The sequence below is a fragment of the Anaerotalea alkaliphila genome (genome assembly GCF_010179735.1).
In the GTDB taxonomy this organism is placed as follows: domain Bacteria; phylum Bacillota; class Clostridia; order Lachnospirales; family Vallitaleaceae; genus Anaerotalea; species Anaerotalea alkaliphila.
The window spans coordinates 1-19328 of record NZ_JAAEEH010000025.1; the positions used below are offsets into that span (position 1 = coordinate 1).

Annotated in this window: 19 protein-coding genes; 6 read left to right on the plus strand and 13 right to left on the minus strand. The window is 56.2% G+C overall.

The features are described from left to right. Positions 1 to 184: 184 nt before the first annotated feature. Positions 185 to 1129 carry a hypothetical protein gene (locus GXN74_RS09480; RefSeq protein ID WP_162370695.1) on the minus strand — a complete coding sequence of 315 codons (945 nt, stop codon included), beginning with the start codon at positions 1127 to 1129 and terminating at the stop codon, positions 185 to 187. Positions 1130 to 1382: 253 nt separating this feature from the next. Here GXN74_RS09480 and GXN74_RS09485 point away from each other — a divergent pair, with 253 nt between their 5' ends. Together GXN74_RS09485 and GXN74_RS09490 are read left to right on the plus strand one after the other, a co-directional pair. Continuing rightward, a complete protein-coding gene (locus GXN74_RS09485) occupies positions 1383 to 2075 on the plus strand; it encodes an iron-sulfur cluster assembly scaffold protein (protein WP_162370696.1) in 693 nt (230 codons plus the stop codon). Between the two features lie 33 nt (positions 2076 to 2108). Next, positions 2109 to 3107 (plus strand): GGGtGRT protein, encoded by a 999-nt coding sequence (locus tag GXN74_RS09490; RefSeq protein WP_162370697.1) that lies wholly within the window; start codon positions 2109 to 2111, stop codon positions 3105 to 3107. Positions 3108 to 3151: 44 nt separating this feature from the next. On the opposite strand, the gene GXN74_RS09495 is transcribed toward GXN74_RS09490, so the two are convergent. Continuing rightward, positions 3152 to 3682 carry a peptidylprolyl isomerase gene (locus GXN74_RS09495; protein WP_162370698.1) on the minus strand — a complete coding sequence of 177 codons (531 nt, stop codon included), beginning with the start codon at positions 3680 to 3682 and terminating at the stop codon, positions 3152 to 3154. A 139-nt stretch (positions 3683 to 3821) separates the two neighbouring features. Here GXN74_RS09495 and GXN74_RS09500 point away from each other — a divergent pair, with 139 nt between their 5' ends. Continuing rightward, a complete protein-coding gene (locus GXN74_RS09500) occupies positions 3822 to 4382 on the plus strand; it encodes a transposase (RefSeq protein ID WP_162370699.1) in 561 nt (186 codons plus the stop codon). Here GXN74_RS09500 and GXN74_RS09505 read toward each other — a convergent pair. After that, entirely contained in the window at positions 4348 to 6006 is a 1659-nt protein-coding gene (locus GXN74_RS09505) for an FAD-dependent oxidoreductase (RefSeq protein WP_162370700.1), read from the minus strand. The genes GXN74_RS09500 and GXN74_RS09505 overlap by 35 nt on opposite strands. A gap of 176 nt (positions 6007 to 6182) precedes the next feature. Between GXN74_RS09505 and GXN74_RS09510 the strand changes: the two genes are divergently transcribed. Beyond that, entirely contained in the window at positions 6183 to 7322 is a 1140-nt protein-coding gene (locus GXN74_RS09510) for an AI-2E family transporter (protein ID WP_162370701.1), read from the plus strand. A gap of 72 nt (positions 7323 to 7394) precedes the next feature. Here GXN74_RS09510 and era read toward each other — a convergent pair whose 3' ends face one another. The 6 genes from era to pdxR form a co-directional block, all read right to left on the minus strand. Beyond that, entirely contained in the window at positions 7395 to 8306 is a 912-nt protein-coding gene (gene era / locus GXN74_RS09515) for a GTPase Era (RefSeq protein ID WP_162370702.1), read from the minus strand. Between the two features lie 9 nt (positions 8307 to 8315). Beyond that, a complete protein-coding gene (locus GXN74_RS09520) occupies positions 8316 to 12614 on the minus strand; it encodes a 2-hydroxyacyl-CoA dehydratase (RefSeq protein WP_162370703.1) in 4299 nt (1432 codons plus the stop codon). Positions 12615 to 12744: 130 nt separating this feature from the next. Next, on the minus strand, positions 12745 to 13362 hold the full coding sequence (locus tag GXN74_RS09525) for an HD domain-containing protein (protein WP_162370704.1): 618 nt from the start codon (positions 13360 to 13362) through the stop codon (positions 12745 to 12747). 95 nt (positions 13363 to 13457) lie between these two features. Next, positions 13458 to 14651, minus strand: a complete 1194-nt coding sequence (trpB, locus tag GXN74_RS09530; RefSeq protein ID WP_162370705.1) for a tryptophan synthase subunit beta — start codon at positions 14649 to 14651, stop codon at positions 13458 to 13460. 36 nt (positions 14652 to 14687) lie between these two features. Further along, positions 14688 to 15050, minus strand: coding sequence for a response regulator (locus tag GXN74_RS09535; RefSeq protein WP_162370706.1), 363 nt, complete (start codon positions 15048 to 15050; stop codon positions 14688 to 14690). Positions 15051 to 15105: 55 nt separating this feature from the next. After that, entirely contained in the window at positions 15106 to 16542 is a 1437-nt protein-coding gene (gene pdxR / locus GXN74_RS09540; RefSeq protein ID WP_162370707.1) for a MocR-like pyridoxine biosynthesis transcription factor PdxR, read from the minus strand. 93 nt (positions 16543 to 16635) lie between these two features. On the opposite strand from pdxR, the gene GXN74_RS09545 reads away from it, so the two are divergent. Continuing rightward, the gene (locus GXN74_RS09545) at positions 16636 to 17412 is read left to right on the plus strand and encodes an ECF transporter S component (protein WP_162370708.1); all 777 of its coding nucleotides are present in this window, start codon (positions 16636 to 16638) and stop codon (positions 17410 to 17412) included. Here GXN74_RS09545 and GXN74_RS09550 read toward each other — a convergent pair. From GXN74_RS09550 to GXN74_RS14295, 4 genes are all read right to left on the minus strand, one after another. After that, positions 17409 to 17741, minus strand: a complete 333-nt coding sequence (locus GXN74_RS09550; RefSeq protein WP_162370709.1) for a hypothetical protein — start codon at positions 17739 to 17741, stop codon at positions 17409 to 17411. The two genes, GXN74_RS09545 and GXN74_RS09550, sit on opposite strands and share 4 nt — an antisense overlap. Position 17742: 1 nt before the next feature. After that, complete coding sequence (locus GXN74_RS09555) at positions 17743 to 18192, minus strand: VanZ family protein (RefSeq protein WP_162370710.1); 450 nt, start codon at positions 18190 to 18192, stop codon at positions 17743 to 17745. Further along, positions 18189 to 18443: a hypothetical protein gene (locus tag GXN74_RS09560; protein WP_162370711.1), complete on the minus strand. Its 255-nt coding sequence runs from the start codon at positions 18441 to 18443 to the stop codon at positions 18189 to 18191. The genes GXN74_RS09555 and GXN74_RS09560 overlap by 4 nt, the downstream gene beginning before the upstream one ends. Positions 18444 to 18514: 71 nt before the next feature. After that, the gene (locus GXN74_RS14295) at positions 18515 to 18676 is read right to left on the minus strand and encodes a hypothetical protein (protein WP_212505762.1); all 162 of its coding nucleotides are present in this window, start codon (positions 18674 to 18676) and stop codon (positions 18515 to 18517) included. A 183-nt stretch (positions 18677 to 18859) separates the two neighbouring features. Between GXN74_RS14295 and GXN74_RS09565 the strand changes: the two genes are divergently transcribed. Beyond that, a complete protein-coding gene (locus GXN74_RS09565; protein ID WP_162370712.1) occupies positions 18860 to 19189 on the plus strand; it encodes a rubredoxin-like domain-containing protein in 330 nt (109 codons plus the stop codon). Positions 19190 to 19328 lie beyond the last annotated feature (139 nt).

The following is a 19328-nucleotide window of genomic DNA, read 5'->3' on the forward strand; positions in this document are numbered from 1 at the left end:
TTCCATGCGATATCCTCCTTGAAATAAGTTATATTCAAGGGGCTTCGCCACATTTTTTGAGTGATTTGTCAAGTGTTTCATGAAATTTATTACAAAGAAAAAAGCCCTATATCAGTTACTGATATAGGGCTTTTTCTAATTTCTTAACTTAATGACATTGACCTTTCGGTCTGTTTTTTCTTGCCTATTCCTCCACCTGTTCCGGTTGGACTTCCTGCCCGTCCACCGGCGGCTGGGGCTCCTCACCATCGTGGACATCCAGGCTCTCCTGGGGCAGGTAGGGCGAATTCACCGCCGTCGAAATGGCAACCCATTCCCCGTCCTGCCAGTCATAGATGGTTTCGCAGTAGGCCAACGTCTCCTCCCCATCCATACCCATGAGTTTCACCGCATGGATCAGCTCGTGGTCTCCGTCCATGTCCTTGTCCGCTGCGTTCCAGTAGGGTCCCCTGAAAGGTTCCGCCGCAAGTTCGACCGCCTTGAAGGCACCCCCCGCATCCAGACCCAGGACATACTCCTCCTCCGGAACGGAAGAAGCGAGCACCAGGCTGGAGGGCTGCCTGAATTCCTTGCTCCAGATGTTCTCGTTGCCTCCCAGATCGTTCTCGAACAGCGCCACCGGCTCCGTACCTGCAAAGCTGTATGCAAAGCCTGCAAATGCCCCCACGGCCTCGTTGACCGACAGGACCACCATCACATCCTTAATCTGGTTCCCTTCGAAATCCACGGTCAGCAAACGGTTCCCCTCCAGATGGGCGAACCTGGCCACCGGAATCTGGGTCAGCAGCAACTTCTCCTTTGGACTGGCCAGCACAAGCTGGACGTCGTCGTACCCCACTGAGGGTGCTTCCACCCCCAGCAGCAGGATCCTCTCGGCCACCCCGTCCCCGTTCACATCCTCCTGCAAGCTTTGGATTGCAGTATACTTTTCAATCTTCAACGCCTTCAACAAATCCTCATCGGATACTGCATACCCCTGTATTTCCTGTGCGGCAGCAGTCTCGTCATCCGACGGCACCCCGTTGGATCCTCCGAAACAGCCTCCGGATACGACCAGGGCGAGTCCCATGACCCCAAGCATCCCCGCTTTTTTGATAAGAACCGCCAGGGAACTTTGTTTCTTGTCCATGATTTCCTCCCGCATGTTAATTGCATTCCTCCATGCGCATGCGCCGGAAGAGCATACGCCCATAGTATCACAGACCACCGCATTTTTCAAGACTGGCCGCTTTCACCCTTGCGGAAGATTGTCTAGAAAAAGACAAAATATCCTTTGAGTTTTCCCCCGGATTTTGGTAAACTATTGTATGTGTGTGAAGTTCGGTTCCGTATTAAGCAAACTGAAGCCAAAAGGCTTATAGTAAGGAAGGAGATCCATAATAATGATTTACTCTCATGAAGTGAAAGACATGTGTGTTGTTGCAAAAGGACCCAAGCATGGTCCAGCCCCCATTCCCGTTGAGGGACGTTGGGTCAAGGCCTACGATGTGAAGGACATTTCCGGCCTTACCCATGGTGTGGGCTGGTGCGCACCCCAACAAGGCGCATGCAAGCTTACCTTGAACGTAAAAGACGGAATCATCGAAGAGGCGCTGATCGAGACCCTTGGATGTTCCGGGATGACCCATTCCGCCGCCATGGCTTCCGAACTGCTTCCGGGAAAGACAATCCTCGAAGCCCTGAACACAGACCTGGTCTGCGATGCGATCAATACGGCAATGCGTGAACTTTTCCTTCAGATCGCCTACGGCCGGACACAAACCGCTTTTTCCGAGGACGGTCTGCCCATCGGTGCCGGACTGGAAGACCTGGGCAAAGGCCTTAGGAGCCAAGTCGGCACCATGTTTGGAACCAAAGCCAAAGGCACCCGTTACCTCGAGATGGCCGAAGGATACGTCACCAGCATGGCGCTGGACGAGAACAGCGAGGTCATCGGCTACAAGTTCGTCCACCTGGGAAAAATGATGGAAATGATCGGCAACGGCGTGGGCGCGGAAGAGGCCCTGTCAAAAGCCACCAGCCAGTACGGCAGATACGATGAAGGCGTGAAGCACATCAACCCAAGGAAAGAATAGCACCCACCAAAGAAGATCAGGAGGACGAATAGAATGGCTTTGTTTGAAAGTTACGAGAGAAGAATAAATCAAATCATCCCCGTATTGGAGCAGTACGGCATGAAGTCTTTGGAAGAAGCGGACCAGCTCTGCAAGGACAAGGGCATCGATGTGAAGGAAATCGTAAAATCCATCCAGCCCATCTGCTTTGAGAACGCCCTCTGGGCTTATACCCTGGGTGCCGCCATCGCCATCAAGAAGGGGGCCACCGCCGCCGCCGACGCCGCGGAAGCCATCGGAGAAGGCATCCAGGCGTTCTGCATCCCCGGTTCCGTAGCCGACCAGCGCAAAGTGGGCATCGGACACGGAAACCTGGCTGCCATGCTGCTTAGGGAAGAGACCACCTGTTTCGCTTTCCTGGCCGGTCACGAGTCCTTTGCCGCTGCCGAAGGCGCCATCGGAATCGCACGTTCCGCCAACCGCGTGCGCAAGGAACCCCTCCGTGTCATCCTGAACGGACTGGGCAAAGACGCGGCGTACATCATCTCCCGGATCAACGGCTTCACCTATGTGGAGACCGAGTTCGACTACTATACGGGCAAGCTGAACATCCTGGAGGAGAAGCCCTTCTCCAAAGGCGACAAGGCCAAAGTCAAATGCTATGGTGCCGACGATGTCATGGAAGGTGTCGCCATCATGCATCATGAGAACGTGGGTGTGTCCATCACCGGAAACTCCACAAACCCCACCCGCTTCCAGCATCCGGTTGCCGGCACCTACAAAAAGGAGTGCCTCGAGCAGGGCAAGAAGTTCTTCTCCGTCGCATCCGGCGGTGGTACTGGCCGCACGCTCCATCCGGACAACATGGCTGCCGGCCCCGCTTCCTACGGCATGACAGACACCATGGGCCGGATGCACTCCGACGCCCAGTTCGCCGGATCCTCTTCCGTTCCCGCCCACGTGGAAATGATGGGACTCATCGGCATGGGCAACAACCCGATGGTCGGCGCCACCGTATCCGTAGCTGTGGCCATCGAGGAAGGCTGCAGATAGCAAGGCAACAAAAAAAGCGCTAACGCGCTTTTTTTGTTGCCTTGCTATCTGCCAGGGCCCTTCTCAGGAGCCGGGTAGGTTTCCTCGAAGGTGTCTACGGTCACTTTCTTCATGACCTGGTCTTCCCTTGGCTTGTCATTTCCATCCCTGGGAACGGAGACGATTTTGTCCGCCACCTCCTGGCCTTCCACGATTTTTCCAAAGGCGGCATACTGGCCGTCCAAGTGGGGGGAATCCGCCACCATGAGAAAGAATTGGGATCCTGCGGAATTGGGGTTCATGCTTCTCGCCATGGAAATGACCCCCTTGGTGTGTTTCAGGCTGTTCTTGAAGCCGTTGCTGGTGAACTCCCCTTTGATGGAATATCCGGGATTCCCCATTCCTGTGCCGTCCGGGCATCCCCCTTGGATCATGAATCCGGGGATTACCCTGTGGAAAGTCAAGCCGTCGTAGAAGCCCTTCTGCACCAGCTCCACGAAATTGTTCACTGTATTGGGTGCGATTTCGGGGTACAGCTCCACCTTGATGACTCCTTGGGTAGTTTCGAATTCGACAATCGGATTCTGTTTTTCCATCTCATACCTCCATTGAAATTATTTTCAAAATTGTGCCGGCGGCATACCACTTTTACCTTTCCAGGTAGTACAATGAGGTTGTCCATACTTTCATTGGTTGTGGCCGTCTTGGCCGCAGGAAAGGAGCAGCCTGCATCCCATGGATTCCAGCCCATACAGGACCAACATCTTCTACTACACCCTTTACGGCATCAACCGGGCTTCCCTTTTCAGGGAAAACGCGGACAGGGAGCACTTCCTGGCATGCCTTAAAGCGGTCAAATCCCGATCCAACCTGCACTTCTTCGCCTACAGCCTGATGGAGGACTCCATCAAATTCCTGGTGGGCTCACAAAGCGGTCTGGACCTCCAGGCCATGCTGGTCCGTTTGCAAAAGGCCTACACCCGGTACTACAAGAAGAAATACCGGTGGGAAGGCACCCTGTTTTCCAAGAGGCCGGTATCCAAGATCATGGATTTTGAAGGCCTCTTCCAGGACTGGCTGGCGGAAATCCACAACAGCCCCGTCGCTTGCCGTCTGGCGGAAAATCCTTTCGACTGCTACAGCAGTTACCGGGACTATATACTCCAGGACGACAGCATCGTGGATGGCAGGCTGCTGCTGTCTTTTTTGGGGGAAGCGCCGGACAAGGTCCGTGCCATACCCCGTTTGCTGGGCCCCTCCTTTACACGGGAAGGTGGTACTGGCGGTACAAACTGAATCCCCCCATCAGGTTTCTGGTTTTGAAGCCTTTCTGCCCGAGGATTCTGGATGCCACATGGCCACGCACGCCTACGGCACAGAATATCACAATTTCCTTGCTGCTGTCAAGTTCCCCCACCCTCTCCCTGAGCTCATCCACAGGGATATGGAGGCTTCCGGGAATCGTTCCCCGCTTGTGTTCATACTCCGTGCGCACATCCAGGAAGACGCTCTTCTCCAGGTCCACATCCGGAATCTCCTCCACACGGATGGGGTCCATCAGGCCGTCCAGGATGTTTTCCGCCACGAACCCAACCATGTTCACCGGATCCTTTGCGGAGGAATAGGGGGGTGCATATGCCAGTTCCAACTCTGTCAGGTCATAGACGCTGGCGCCGAAACGGATTGCAGTCGCGATGACATCGATTCTTTTTTCAACGCCCTCCGTTCCCACCGCCTGGGCACCCAGCACTTTCCCGTCCGCCGCGAAAAGCAGTTTGATCCAGATGGTCTGGGCTCCGGGATAATAGCCCGCATGGGAGTTGGGCAAAGCATGTACCACATGGTAATCCTTTCCGTAGACCTTCCCCAGACGCTGGAGGGTCTTTTCGTTCGTACCGGTGCTGGATACGGTCAGGTCGAATACCTTGGCCACAGAAGTGCCCTGGGAGCCCTTGTAGCGCTTACTGGCACCTGCGATGTTGTCCGCCACAATCCTTCCCTGCTTGTTGGCCGGTCCCGCCAGGGGGATCATGGTCTTGCCGCCATTGATGAAGTCCACCACGTCTGCGGCATCCCCCAAGGCGTAGATGTTCTCGTCCGAGGTCTTCAGGTTCTCGTCCACCACAATGCCGCCCCGCTCGTTGACCTCCAGTCCTGCCGCCTTGGCCAGCTCCCCGTTGGGTTTGATGCCGATGGACAGGATGACAAGGTCGCTGGGAATACGGGTTCCATCGGAAAGGACCACCTCCGTGCCATCCCCGTTCTGGACGAATTCTTTCACCCCATTGTTGAGATGAAGCTGGACCCCTTTCTTCTTCAGATGCCCATGCACGATCTGTGCCATCTCGAAGTCGATGGGCATCATGACCTGGGGCGCCATTTCCGCAATGTTCACCTTCAGACCAAGGTCATGGAGATTTTCCGCCATCTCCAGGCCGATGAATCCTCCGCCGATGACCGTTGCTGATTCCAGGTCATGCTCGTTCACGAACGCCTTTATGGCATCGGTATCGGGGATGTTCCAAAGGCTGAAGATGTTCTTTCCGTCGATGCCCGGAATCGGCGGCCGCAAGGGTGTGGATCCCGGAGAAAGGACTAGTACGTCATAACTTTCGTCATAGGTTTTTCCGCTCTTGTGGTCTTGGACAGAAACTTTCTTGCCCTCCTTGTCGATGGATACAACCTCATTCAGTACCCGCACATCCACCCCGAAACGCTCGTTGAAGGATTCCGGCGTCTGCAGCAGGAGCTCGTCCCTGTCCTCTATGGTCCCGCCGATATAGTAGGGCAGGCCGCAGTTGGCAAAGGAAATGTACTCCCCTCTTTCAAACAGGATGATTTCCGCATTCTCGTCCACTCTTCTCAATCTGGCGGCTGCTGTGGCGCCTCCTGCAACTCCACCAACGATGACTACTTTCATATTTTCCGCTCCTTTTGTTGTTATTTTTTTCTCAATCAAATCCTCAACTCTTGTATATTTGTATATTACGATATATTCTTAGTTTTGTCAAGGGTGACTTCCCTCTATTGCATTCCCCCCCCAAATTGGGTATGATATTATCATACGGACTGTCCCGTCCCCAGGAGGTGCTCGCAATGGAAAACCGAAGGCAATACAGCCCCTATCGTCTGCTCCCCTTCATCCTGATCGTGCTGATGATGATCAAACTCTTGTTCACGGAAGGGACCTTTTCCTGGTTCACCGCAGCCTTCCGGCCGGTTCCCAACCTGATTGTCTTCACATACCTTTTTTATCCTCTAACCCAGTACTATCTAAGGAAATTCAAGGACAGGCGGTCGCTGGCCGTTTCTGCAGCCTACGGAACCGCACTGCTCTCCATCGTCCTCTTTTTTGTACTGATCGTACCCAGCATGGTTTCCAGCGTGCGGATGCTCATGGAGAACATGCCCTCGACGGAGCAGATGGTCGACGCGGTTTCTTCCTGGCCTTTCCTATCCAATTATCTGGCCACCACCAGCATCGCCAGTCTGATCGAGACCCTCCAGTCCGCCCTGATCAGCTACGCCCAGAGCCTGATCCAATATTCCAGCCGCATCCTGGGCTCCCTGGCCTCTTTTGCCACCACCTTGGGCATTTTCCTCCTCTCCTTGATCCTGTCCTTCCTGGCCCTGCGGGACATCAATGACATTCCGGAGAAGATGGCACTGGCGACACGGGCTTTCCTGCCCGCCCCCCTGGCGGACATCATCCTGAAGGTGGGTCCCATGCTGGACCGGTCGGTGAAGAAGTTCATCATAGGGAAGCTCTACACCTGCCTTTACCTGGGGCTGATGGTGGCCGGAGGAATTCTGGTCTTCAACCTCCTGTCCCCCGTGAACATCCCCTACGTGCTGCTGATCGCATTCATCATCGGAATCACCAACATCATCCCCTATCTGGGCCCCATCTTCGGAACCATCCCCTGCCTTCTGATCGCCGCCTTCTCGGGTTTCTGGCCGGTGGTGGCCCTGTTGGCCATCATCTATGGCGCACAGCAGATCGACAACATCATCGTCACACCCCGGATTGTGGGGGATTCCGTAGGCCTGCAGCCGTTCTGGGTCCTTCTGGCGGTGGTCGTGGGCGCCGGCCTCTATGGCCCCCTGGGGATGGTCCTGATGGTTCCCGTGACTTCGGTCATCCTCCAGCTGGTGAACGAACACACCAATCTCTACCGGAAGCGGCAGGCATCCGAATCTGCAGCGGATGTCCTGGAGGATTCCGACCAGGACTAGCAACTTCCCTCCAGCGGCACAAAAAACGCGGGCTTCCAAGTCGATCCACTTGGAAGCCCGCGTTTTTTTGCCTTATTCATCCATGCTGTTCTTGTCGTATCCGAAGTTCCGCAACAGGAAGTCGCTGTCACGCCAATTGTTCTTGATCTTCACCCATAGCTGCAAATATACCTTCGTGTCCAGGAGCCCCTCGATTTCCTGTCGTGCCTGGGTTCCGATCTTCTTGATCATGGCCCCCTGCTTGCCGATGATCATACCCTTGTGGGAGTCCTTTTCGCAGATGATGGTCGCATCGATGTCCATCACGCTCCCATCCTCCCGCTCCCGCATCTGGTCGATGACCACCGCCACCCCATGGGGAATCTCGTCCTCCATGAGGCGAAGCACCTTTTCACGGATCAGCTCCGCAACAATCTGCTTCTCCGGCTGGTCGGTGACCATGTCGTCGGGAAAGAATTTGGGACCCTCCGGAAGGTACTTGCGGATGGCGTCCATGACCATGTCCGTGTTCTGCCCGGTGATGGCGCTGATGGCGATCACCTCCGCAAAATCCATCAGGTCCTTGAAGGCGGCAATCACCGCCAGGATTTCGTCCCTTGGCAGGGTGTCCATCTTGTTGATCACCAGAACGACGGGGATCTTCACATTCTTCAGCTGCTCCACAAGGAACAGGTCCCCAGGCCCCACCTTCTTGTCCGGTTCCACAAGCCAGAGGATCATGTCCACTTCCCGGAAGGTCGTCTTGGCGGTGGTGTTCATGTACGCGCCAAGTTTGGATTTCGGCTTGTGGATGCCGGGCGTATCCAGGAAGACAACCTGTTCCGTCTCGTTGGTCAGGATGGTCTGGATCCGGTTTCGGGTTGTCTGTGGTTTGTCCGAGGTGATGGCGATCTTTTGACCGATCATCCGGTTCATCAATGTGGATTTCCCCACATTGGGCCTGCCCACGATGGAAACAAACCCTGATTTGAATTCTTGGCTCATGCTTTTCTCCTATGCGTATCTTTCATCTTCTTCCCCGCCGGTCGTTTCCGTTGCGGGGAACTCAGCCACATTTGCGTACTTCTTCTTCAGATTGCTGTCGGCCACGGCCATCATCAGCTTCACCCTGTTGAGCTGGTTCACTTCGCTGGCACCCGGATCGTAATCGATGGCGGTGATGTTCGCCATGGGATATTTTTTCCGGATGGGCTTGATCATGGATTTTCCCACCACATGGTTGGGAAGGCAGGCGAAAGGCTGGACACAGACGATGTTCTCCACCCCATGCTTCACCAGTTCCACCATCTCCCCGGTCAGAAACCACCCTTCCCCCGTCTGGTTTCCCAGGCTGATCAGTTCGGAGGCGTGTTCCGCCTTCTCTTCGATTGTCGTGGGCGGATTGAAATGGGTGCTGGCTTTCAAGGCTTTCTTCGCCGGCCACCGGTAGGCTTCGATGACCCTGATGGCCAGCCGGTTCAGCTTCCAGCTCTTTTCGCTTCCGTTCAGTTTTTCGGCCTTGAACTTGCTGTTGTAGGCGGAGTAGAGGAAGAAGTCCACCAGGTCGGGGACGCACACCTCTGCCCCTTCCTCCTCCAGAACCTTCACCAGCTGGTTGTTTCCCGTGGGATGGTACTTCACCAGAATCTCTCCCACAATCCCCACTCTGGGCTTCACGATGTCCAGACGCTCCACCCGGTCGAACTCCCGCACAATCTTCTTCATGTTCCCCGCAAACTGGAGGAAGCTTCCGTTCTCCAGGTTCTTGAATGCAATCCCTTTCCATTTCTCATGCAATCCGTTCACAGTGCCTGGCACCTTTTCGTAGGGCCTGGTGGCCTGGACCACGCGCATGAGCAGGTCCCCGTACAGGGTGGCCATAAGGGCCACATGGACAAGACGAGGGGTGATCCTGAAGCCGGAATGCTTCTCCAATCCCAGGGCGTTGACGGAGATGACGGGGATGTTTTGGATGCCTGCATCCTTCATCGCCTTTCGGATGAATCCGATGTAATTGGACGCCCTGCAGCCGCCCCCTGTCTGGGAGATGAACACCGAGGTGTTCTTCAGGTCGTATTTGCCCGACTTCAAGGCTTCCATGATTTGTCCCGTCACCAGGATGGAGGGGTAGCATGCGTCGTTGTTCACATATTTCAGGCCCTCGTCCACCGCCTTGTGGTCCACCTGGGGCAGCACCACCACATTGTATCCAAGGGCATTCAATCCATGCTCGTAGAAATCGAAATGGATGGGGGACATCTGGGGAGCCAGGATGGTGTGGGTCTTGCGGTTCTCCTTGGTGAAGACGGCCCGTGGATAGGAATGGTCCTTCTTCCGCAGCTCCATGCCGCTGTTTTCCTTCTCCTCCAAAGCGGCCTTCAAGGAACGCATGCGGATCCGGATGGCCCCCAGGTTGCTGCCCTCGTCGATCTTGAGCAGCGTGTAGATCTTGCCGTGGCTCTCCAGGATCTCCTTTACCTGGTCCGAAGTCACCGCGTCCACACCACAGCCGAAGGAGGTGAGCTGCACCAGCTCCAGGTCCCGGGTGTTCCCCACGTATTCCGCCGCAGCGTAAAGCCTGGAATGGTAGGCCCATTGGTCCAGGACCCGGAGGGGTCTTGCCACCGGCATCAGGTGGGAAACGGAATCCTCCGTGAGGACAGCCATGCCCAAGCCGGTGATGATGTTGGTCAATCCATGATGGATTTCAGGGTCAACATGGTAGGGGCGGCCCGCAAGCACGATGCCCCGGATGCCCTTCCTGCGGATATGCTCCACGGTTTCCTCCCCTTTTCTCCGGATTTCCTCCCGGACCGCCAACTTTTCCTCCCAAGCCCTTTCCACGGCCCGTTCCACTTCTTCCAGCCCGATCCCAAGGTCCGCGAACTCCTCCCCCAGCCGTCTGGCCAGGAGCCCCTTGTCATCCATGGGCAGGAACGGGTTCATGAACTCCACCTGCTCGGAAAGCAGGGCGTCCGTATTGTGCTTGATAGTCTCCGGATAGCTGGTCACGATGGGACAGTTGTAATGGTTGTCCGCACCCTCATACTCCTTTTCCTCATAAGGCACGCAGGGATAGAAAATCCTCCTTACGCCCCTTCCAATCAGATGCATGATGTGGCCGTGGACCAGTTTGGCCGGATAGCAGGCCGATTCCGAAGGGATGGTTTCGATTCCTTCCTCATACACCTTCTTGCTGGAATGGGGGGACAGCACCACCCGGAAGCCCATCTCCGTAAAAAAGGTGTGCCAGAAGGGGTAGCTCTCGAACATGTTCAGCACCCGGGGAATTCCCACTTCTCCCCTGAACGCCTTTTCCTTCTCCAGTGGCTTGTAGGCGAACACCCGCTTGTACTTGTAGGTGTAGAGGTCCGGAATGCTCTCCGCCGGCCTTTCCATGCCCGCCCCCCGCTCGCAGCGGTTGCCCGAAACAAAGCTAGTCCCTCCGGAAAAACGGGTGATCGTCAGCTGGCAGTTATTCCCGCACAAGGTGCAGCGGCCCATCTCCACCTGGGCCTTGAAAGCCTCCAGCGCCTCCGCGGAAAGCATTCCGGTCTTAGCCCCCTGCAGGGACCGCTCCCTGGCGATGAGCGCGGCTCCAAAAGCCCCCATGATGCCGGCAATGTCCGGCCGGACCACTTCCCTTTGGGCCACCTGTTCGAACGCCCGAAGGACGGCGTCGTTGTAGAAGGTGCCCCCCTGGACGATGATCTTCTCCCCCATTTCCTGGGGGTCCCTGATCTTGATGACCTTCTGGAGGGCGTTCTTGATGACCGAATAGGACAGCCCTGCGGAGATTTCCCCCACGCCCGCCCCTTCCTTCTGGGCCTGTTTGACCCTGGAATTCATGAAGACGGTGCATCTGGAACCCAAATCCACAGGCGCCTCCGCCTCCAGAGCTGTCTGGGCGAAGGTTTCGATGTCCATGTTCAGGGAATGGGCGAAGGTCTCCAGGAAGGAGCCGCAGCCGGAAGAGCAAGCCTCGTTCAGGAGAATTTCGTCGATGACCCCATCCCGCAGCCGAAGGCATTTCATATCCTGTCCGCCGATGTCCAGAATGAACTCCACCCCAGGCAAGAAATGCTCGGCGGCCTTGTAGTGGGCGATGGTTTCGATCTCCCCGTGGTCGATGCCCACGGCCGCCTTGATCAAGGACTCCCCGTACCCGGTGATGGTGGAACCTGCAATCCAAGCGTTCTCGGGAATCAGGCTGTAGATTTCCTTCAGGATGCTTACGGTCAGTTCCAGCGGCTTGCCCTGGTTGCTTCCGTAATAGGAATAAAGGAGTTCCCCCTCCCCGTTCACCAGGGCGAACTTGGAGGTCGTGGAGCCTGCGTCGATCCCCAGGTAGACGGGACCCTCCTGGCTTGCGAGGTCCCCCCTTTTCGCCCGGCTTGCCCCGTGGCGCGCCCGGAAGGCCTCCAGCTCCTCCGGACTTTCGAAAAGGCTGTCCAGCCGGTTCACCTCGGAGCACACCTTCTTCTCCATGCTGTTCACCCGGGCCGCCAGTTCCTGCAGGTCCATGCCCCCTTCCCCTGCGGACTCGATGGCCGCTCCCATAGCCACGAAGAGCTGGGAATGTTCCGGAAAAACCACCTGGTCCTTGGAAAGCTGCAGCGTCTCGATGAACCTTTGGCGCAACTCGGACAGGAAGTACAGGGGGCCTCCCAAGAAGGCCACGTTCCCGCGGATGGGTTTTCCACAGGCCAGTCCGCTGATGGTCTGGTTGACCACCGCCTGGAAGATGCTGGCCGCCAGGTCTTCCTTGGCGGCACCCTCGTTCAGCAAGGGCTGCACATCCGTTTTTGCGAACACGCCGCAACGGGCGGCGATGGGATGGATGGTCTTGTGCAGTCTGGCCATTTCGTTCAGTCCGGACGCATCCGTCTGCAGCAGTGCGGCCATCTGGTCGATGAAGGCGCCGGTACCTCCGGCGCATGTCCCGTTCATCCTCTGGTCGATGGAAGGCCCCTCGAAGTAGGTGATTTTTGCGTCTTCCCCACCCAGTTCAATCGCCACGTCCGTCCTGGGAATCTTCCTCTCCACGGTCTTGGCGCAAGCCACTACCTCTTGGATGAACGGAATCTCCAGCCAGCGGGAAATTCCCAGTCCGCCTGAGCCTGTGGCCATGACGGTCACGGGGATGTCCCCGAACTGCTGGTATGCCTTGTTGATCAATTGGGATACTGTCTGGCGGATGTCCGCGTAGTGCCTTTGGTACTTGCTGTACAGCAAGTTCCCTTCTTCATTGGTCACAACGATCTTGACCGTTGTGGAGCCCACGTCCAAACCGATGCGTTTGATATTCTTCATAGGTTTTAAGTTGCTCCTCCATCTTCTATGTGGGTGCAGCCGGCCCCAAAAGGCCGGCTGGCTGCAAATGCGTAAAGACATTGTACATTTAATCATACCACCAGGAACCCTTTTCTGGCAAGCACGATTTCTACGCGTCCCGGAGGAACCCTTTCTCCACGGCATCCTCCAAGAGATCCTCCATGAGTGCCCAAAGCCCTTCGGACCCTTCCCTGGTGTGGAGGTTTTTCCCCAGCACCTGGCTCTTGGACACTCCATGCTCCTTCCAGGCGACCCCGTCCGTGATGTAATTCAGGAGCATGGGCTGGATCCGGTCCAACGCCGCCGCGAACTTCGCCTCCGGCGTTTCCTTGGCCTCGAAGGTCTCCCAGAGCGTCCTGAATTCCTTCTCCTGGTCTTCCGGGAGCAGCCCGAAAATCCTATCCGCCGCCGCCTTCTCCCGGAGGTGCTTGTCCTCATTGGCCTGATCGTCGTAGATGTAGGTGTCCCCCGCATCGATTTCCACCAGGTCATGGACCAGAAGCATCCTGAGCACCTCCAGGACGTCCACCTTCCCATTGGCGTATTCGGCCAGGAGAAGGGCCATCAGGGCTAGGTGCCAGCTGTGCTCCGCATCGTTTTCATGCCGTGATCCGTCCGTAAGATAGGACTGCCGGAAGATGCCCTTCACCTTGTCCACCTCGACGATGAATTCCATCTGTTTCCGGAGCCGTTCCCTCTTCTCCAGAAGGCCATTCAAATCCTGCATTGCCTCTCCTCCCTTTCCCCTTCCGTGAAAGGAGGATGGCCGCATCCCGTATTACGGATCCTGCAGCCATCCTCCTAACCTCTTTCATGACTTGCCTATTTCTGCTTGATCGGCATTCCGCTTTCTTCCAGGTACCGCTCCATGGCCTCCACGTCCTTGTCTCCCCTTCCGGAAAGGTTGATGACCACGATGGCCTCCTTATCCAGGGTGGGGACCAGCTTCAGGGCATAGGCAACGGCATGGGAGCTTTCAATGGCCGGGATGATCCCCTCCACCTGGGACAGGAGGAGGAAAGCCTTGACCGCCTCCTCGTCCGTCGCGCTCTCATAGGTGGCCCTGCCCGAATCCTTCAGATGCACGTGCTGGGGACCTACACCGGGATAATCCAATCCTGCGGATATGGAGTAGACCGGCATGATGGAGCCGTCCTCCCCCTGAAGCAGCCGGGTCCGCATCCCATGGATGATTCCCGTTTTGCCCAGGGTCATGGTGGCGGCATGGTCCTTGGTGTCCAGGCCCCGGCCGGCGGCCTCCACGCCCACCAGCTTCACCTGGGGGTCGTCCAGGAAGGCGTTGAACAGACCGATGGCGTTGCTGCCTCCACCCACGCATGCCAGGCAGTAGTCCGGCAACCTTCCCTCCTTCTCCAGGATCTGGCTTCTGGCCTCCTCGCCGATGATCTTTTGGAACTCCCGCACCATCACGGGATAGGGGTGGGGTCCTACAACAGAACCCAGCAGGTAGAAGGTGTCTTCAATCCTCGCAACCCATTCCTCGATCGCTTCATCCACCGCGTCGCTCAAGGTCTGTGTGCCGCGGGTGACCGGTGTGACCTTCGCACCCAAAAGCTCCATCCTGAACACGTTCAGCCTCTGGCGTTCCGTGTCTTCCTTGCCCATGAAAATCTCGCATTCCATGTTGAACATGGCGGCGGCTGTTGCGGTGGCCACTCCATGCTGTCCTGCGCCCGTTTCAGCGATGATCTTTTTCTTGCCCATCCGTTTGGCCAAAAGGATCTGGCCGATGGTGTTGTTGATCTTGTGCGCACCCGTATGGTTCAGGTCTTCCCTCTTCAGATAGACCTTGGCGCCTCCCAGCCGTTCCGTAAGGTTGGCCGCGAAGTAGAGGGGATTGGGCCGGCCGACGAATTCGCGCATGTAGTACCTGTACTCCTCGTGGAATCCGGGATCCACCATGGCTTCCTTGAAAGCCTGCTCCACTTCATTCAGCGCCTGCACAACCACTTCCGGCACATACTGCCCGCCATATTCTCCAAATTGATGCTCCATCTGCTCGTCCTCCTGCAATTTATTAATGCAATTCATTTAATGCAATTCACCAAGTGCATGCAGCGTGTCTCTTAATGCAGCCATGGATACCGGAATCCGCAACACGGCGTCGATGTCTCCGCCGGAAATCTTTTCCAGACGGATGGCGCTGGTGGTGGTGGTGGAAAGCACACATTTCACTGTGGGCAACCCCGCCTTGACCAGGTGGATGAAGTTGTCTCCCCGATACCCTTCCATGAAATCCTCCACGATCAGCAGGTCGGGGGAGAAGCTTTCCAGATAGGATAGGGCTTCATTCTCATCGACGGTTTTCACCGTATAGTCCAACCGTTGCAGCATCTCTTCTAGAAAGAGGCCTTCATATCTAGAGTCGTTCACCACTAGAACCCTCTTTTCCAAGGCTCTCATCTCCTTGCATTGAAAAATAGGCTACATACATAACTCTCCAATTATATTATACCACATTTTCCGCGGAATGTCGCCGGAAAACTTCTCCCAAAAGTCGGATTCCCGCCTCCATCCTCTCCTCGGGTATCCCCCTGAATCCCAGCACCATGACCTGGGTGTCCCCCCCCGGCCGGAGGCTGTAGTCCCCCAAGGTTCCAAAGGCCAACCCCTTCTGGCGGCAGGTTTCCCTCAAACGCTCCAGGTCGATTCCAGCGGATGTTTGCAGGAGCAGGTTCAGTCCGCCGTCGCTTTCCAGGATCTCCACTTCCCCCTCCAGATGGGTCTCCAACAGACGAATCAGCCGCTCCTGCTTCTTCGAAAAGAATTTCCTTACCCGGCGCACCAGCCGCTCGTAATCACCGCTTGCCATGAAGGAAGCCAGCGTCAGCTGCTCCAAGGTGGAGGCGGTCTGGGCCTTCTTCCCATTGCACTCCCGGAAGTCTTCCATCAGCCCAGGCGGCAGCAGGATGAAGCTGAGTCTGAAAGCAGGTGCCAGGACGGTGGAGAAGGACCCCAGGTAGATGACCCGCTCCTGGGTGTCCAATCCCTTCAAAGCAGGGATGGGCCGGCCCGTGTAGCGCAGTTCGGTGTTGTAGTCGTCCTCAATCAGATAGCCGTCCACATCTTCCGCCCAGCGGAGCAGGCGCCGCCGGAGGGAGACCGGCATGACCCTGCCGGTGGGGAACTGATGGGAGGGGCTGATGTAGCATAGGCGGCTGCGGGTCCCCACCAGGAGGTCCACGTCCAGACCACCTTCCCCCATGGGGATGGGAATCAACTCGAACCCTGCGGTTTCAAAAGACAACTTCGCACGGTTGAATCCAGGGTCCTCAATGGCCAGGCTCCCAAAACCTTTTTTCCCGAACAGGTAAGCCAGGTTCTGGAGCAGCGGCTCCACCCCCGCTCCCACCACCATCAGATTCTGGTCCGCGTCGATTCCCCTGGTCCTTTTGAGGTATTGGGCGACTTCCCTCTTCAGGGACTCCTCTCCCAACGGGTCCCCATACCGGAGCAAGGCCCGGGACTGGTAATTCAGGACCAGATTCATATGTTTCTTCCAATGGTCGAAATTGAACCCTTCCTCCTCCAGATGCTCGGTCTGGAAGTCGTACAGGACAGCGGGCATGTTGCCGGTGGGGGGCGGGACCGTTGCCGCTTTTGCGGCAACATTGCCCTGACCGGCAAAATCCAGCTCCATGGGACTGGCGAAGTAGCCCTTTTGGGGCATGCTGTAGATGTACCCTTCCATCAAGAGCTGGTTGTAGGCGTTTTCCACTGTGGTCTTGCTGACACCCAAGGCCCGGACCGTTTCCCGGATGGAGGGCAGGCGCGTGTGTTCCGCCCGTTTTCCGGAAAGGATTTCCTGCCGGATGGTTTCGTACAGCAGCAGGTACTTGGGTCCCCCACTGGGGATTGCTGCATCCAGAAGCGGCTCCATATCCATACTGTCCCTTTCATTTTTATTGAAACTGTCACTTTAGAAAGCGTCACTTTTCCCTTATAGTAGGTTATGAATAAAACCGCATAAGGAGGACACATGAAAAACAAGACGATCAATGTAAAAACCATGACCTATACTTCCATCATGATGGCACTGGTCTTTGTGGGCACCTATGTCGTGAAAATCCCCATTCCCATGACCAATGGATACATCCATCCCGGGGACTCCATGGTGTTCCTGTCCGGCCTCATCCTCGGACCCGTGTATGGCGCGGCTGCCGCCGGCATCGGGTCCGCTTTGGCCGACCTGGTGGGGGGATATCCCCATTGGATCCTTCCCACTCTGGTGATCAAGGCCCTGATGGCCGCAATCGTAGGCTATGTGGTCCACAGGACATCCCAAACCAAGGCCTTCCTTTTCCTTACCGCGGCCGCCTCTTCCATTTGGATCCTGTTCATCGGCTTGGGACGGGTCATCCTCGGAAGCGAAATCCTTCGCCATTCGGACCCCTCCCAGCTTCTGGGGGATTTCGAGGAGTTCGGGACCGCCCAGGAACTTGTGGACCAGGCGAGCCGTGTGAACAGCCAGTTGCTGCTGATTGTGGTGGCCATCCCCCTTCTTCTGGTGGCAATCAGCCTCCTGATCCAAAAGATGTCCAAGGTGAAGCTCAGCTTCATACATACCTATGCCTTCTCCGTTGCCGGAATGGTCATGGTCTTCCTGTACTATCTGGCTTACTGGATCATGTACGGCAACTATCTGGTTCCCATTTTCAGCATACCGCCCAACATCCTGCAATTCATCGGCGGACTCGTGATCGCCCTGCTGTTGCTGCCTGTATCCGAAAAAATACGCAAATCCCTGACCTTTTAGAGCATGAATCCTGCAGCCAGGACCCATAGGTGGAACAGGGCCGCAAGGATGTTCACAGCCAGCCCAGCATGGGCCGCACCCTTGAATGTGTCCCGGGTGGTTTCCCCCACAGCCCCCGTAACCAGCCCCGCCATGTTCATGGCGGCGGCAAGGATTTCCAGCCATCCCGGCAGATGCTGCCGGACCAGCTGCTCTTCACTTAGAAAGGCGGCTAGGATAGTCGCCGCCACGAACAGGCCGATCGACACTACCCCGAATGCCAAGGAAACAATGCCGAATCCCGTTTGGCTCCTGGTGTTCAGGCGTAGTGTTATTTTTTTATCATCCATCCTAAAACCTTTCCTGGATGTGCCGGCCGATCCGGTACAGCATCCATCCCAACAGGGTTCCAAGCACATTCAAAACCACATCATCCACGTCCAGGCTTCCCACCTTGCAGATGAATTGCACCGCTTCAATGAAAACGCTCACCAGGAGACCGGAGAAAAGGGTCCCGGAGAGACGCCCGGCCTTGGGGAGGACCAGGGGCAGAAGGAGTCCCAACGGCATGAAGGCCGCCATATTGCCGTAGATGTTCATGTAAAACAGCTCCGGTCGGACCTGTTCCCTGTATTTGATGAAATTGCCGATGGTCTTGAACAGTTCCAGATTGTAGCGCGTCCTGACCGTGTCCCTCCCGAAGGATTTGGAGAAAAACACCAGGTGGGAGAGGAGCGCCAGATAGATGCCCATCAGCAATCCCGTCCACAGGCGCCCCGGCTTCTTTGCTCCCTGCTTCACGCGCCCACCTGCAGCACCTGCGCAAAAACGTAGACCGTGCGCAAAAGGGTCAGGACAAAGCCGACCACCCCCAGGCTCCAGCCCACCTGGCCCAGCGCATCCAAACCGGACCCTCTGCCTTTCCCTCCATAATGGATCGCCGCCAGATTGACGAAAATCGACACCATGGGAACCACCCAAAGGACCAGTCCCGCTCCTCCAAAAACCACAGCCAGCACGCTGCAGTGGTCCGTTTCCTTCCCGAGTTTCACACGACATCCTCCATTCACGCCTTATTCCAGACTTGAAAACAACGTCCGCACAGGACGTTGCTGTCTATTTCCTAATCGATCAGATGCTTTCGGATATCCAAAATCATGGCTCCGAAGATGATGGACATGGTCCCCACCACAACGCCCGTCATGATGCCTATGATCCCCAGCACGATTCCAGCCGTGCCCGCAGCGGATATCTTCTTGTAAACCTTCTCATTGTATTCCAACATGGCTCTTCCTCCCGAATCATTCCCAAAGGATAGTTTCACTTCCCTTCATTATAACATCTGCTGTTTTTTTTGCAAGCGACGGCTTCACCGAATTTTTTCTTGTTTTTATCCCAAATTGATTTATAATGGTAGGTGCGGTCCCATTCTTGGACCGGAATCGACTGCCGATAAGGAGGGTTCATCATGTTGTGGAAATGCACAGTTTGTGGAATCGTATTGGAAGGGGAAGAAGCACCTGCCGTCTGCCCCAAATGCGGCTCCCCCAAAGAAAAGTTTGTGGCACTGGATGAGGAGGCAACCGGCAAGGTCTACAACTCCGACAGGACCAACGACATCCACATGGATATCATCAACCTCGCCGCAGCCATCATCGACCTCTGCGCCGAAGGTGTGGAACTGGACCTGGATCCCGATTGCGTTTCGACCTTCGAAAAGGCATCCAACGAAGCCTGGGTCATCAAACAGCGCTGCAAGGCGGAGCTTGCCAGCCATATGGGCAAGGGCAAGTGGTAAAAACCCAAACGAAAGGAAGGCCTTCCCACAGGATTTCATCCCTGTTGGAGGGCCTTTTGCACGCATTGGCTTGCATATTCCTTCCGGTCTGCTATAGTAGCATCAGGACCCGGCTCCCCGACCTTCAACCAGCGCATCA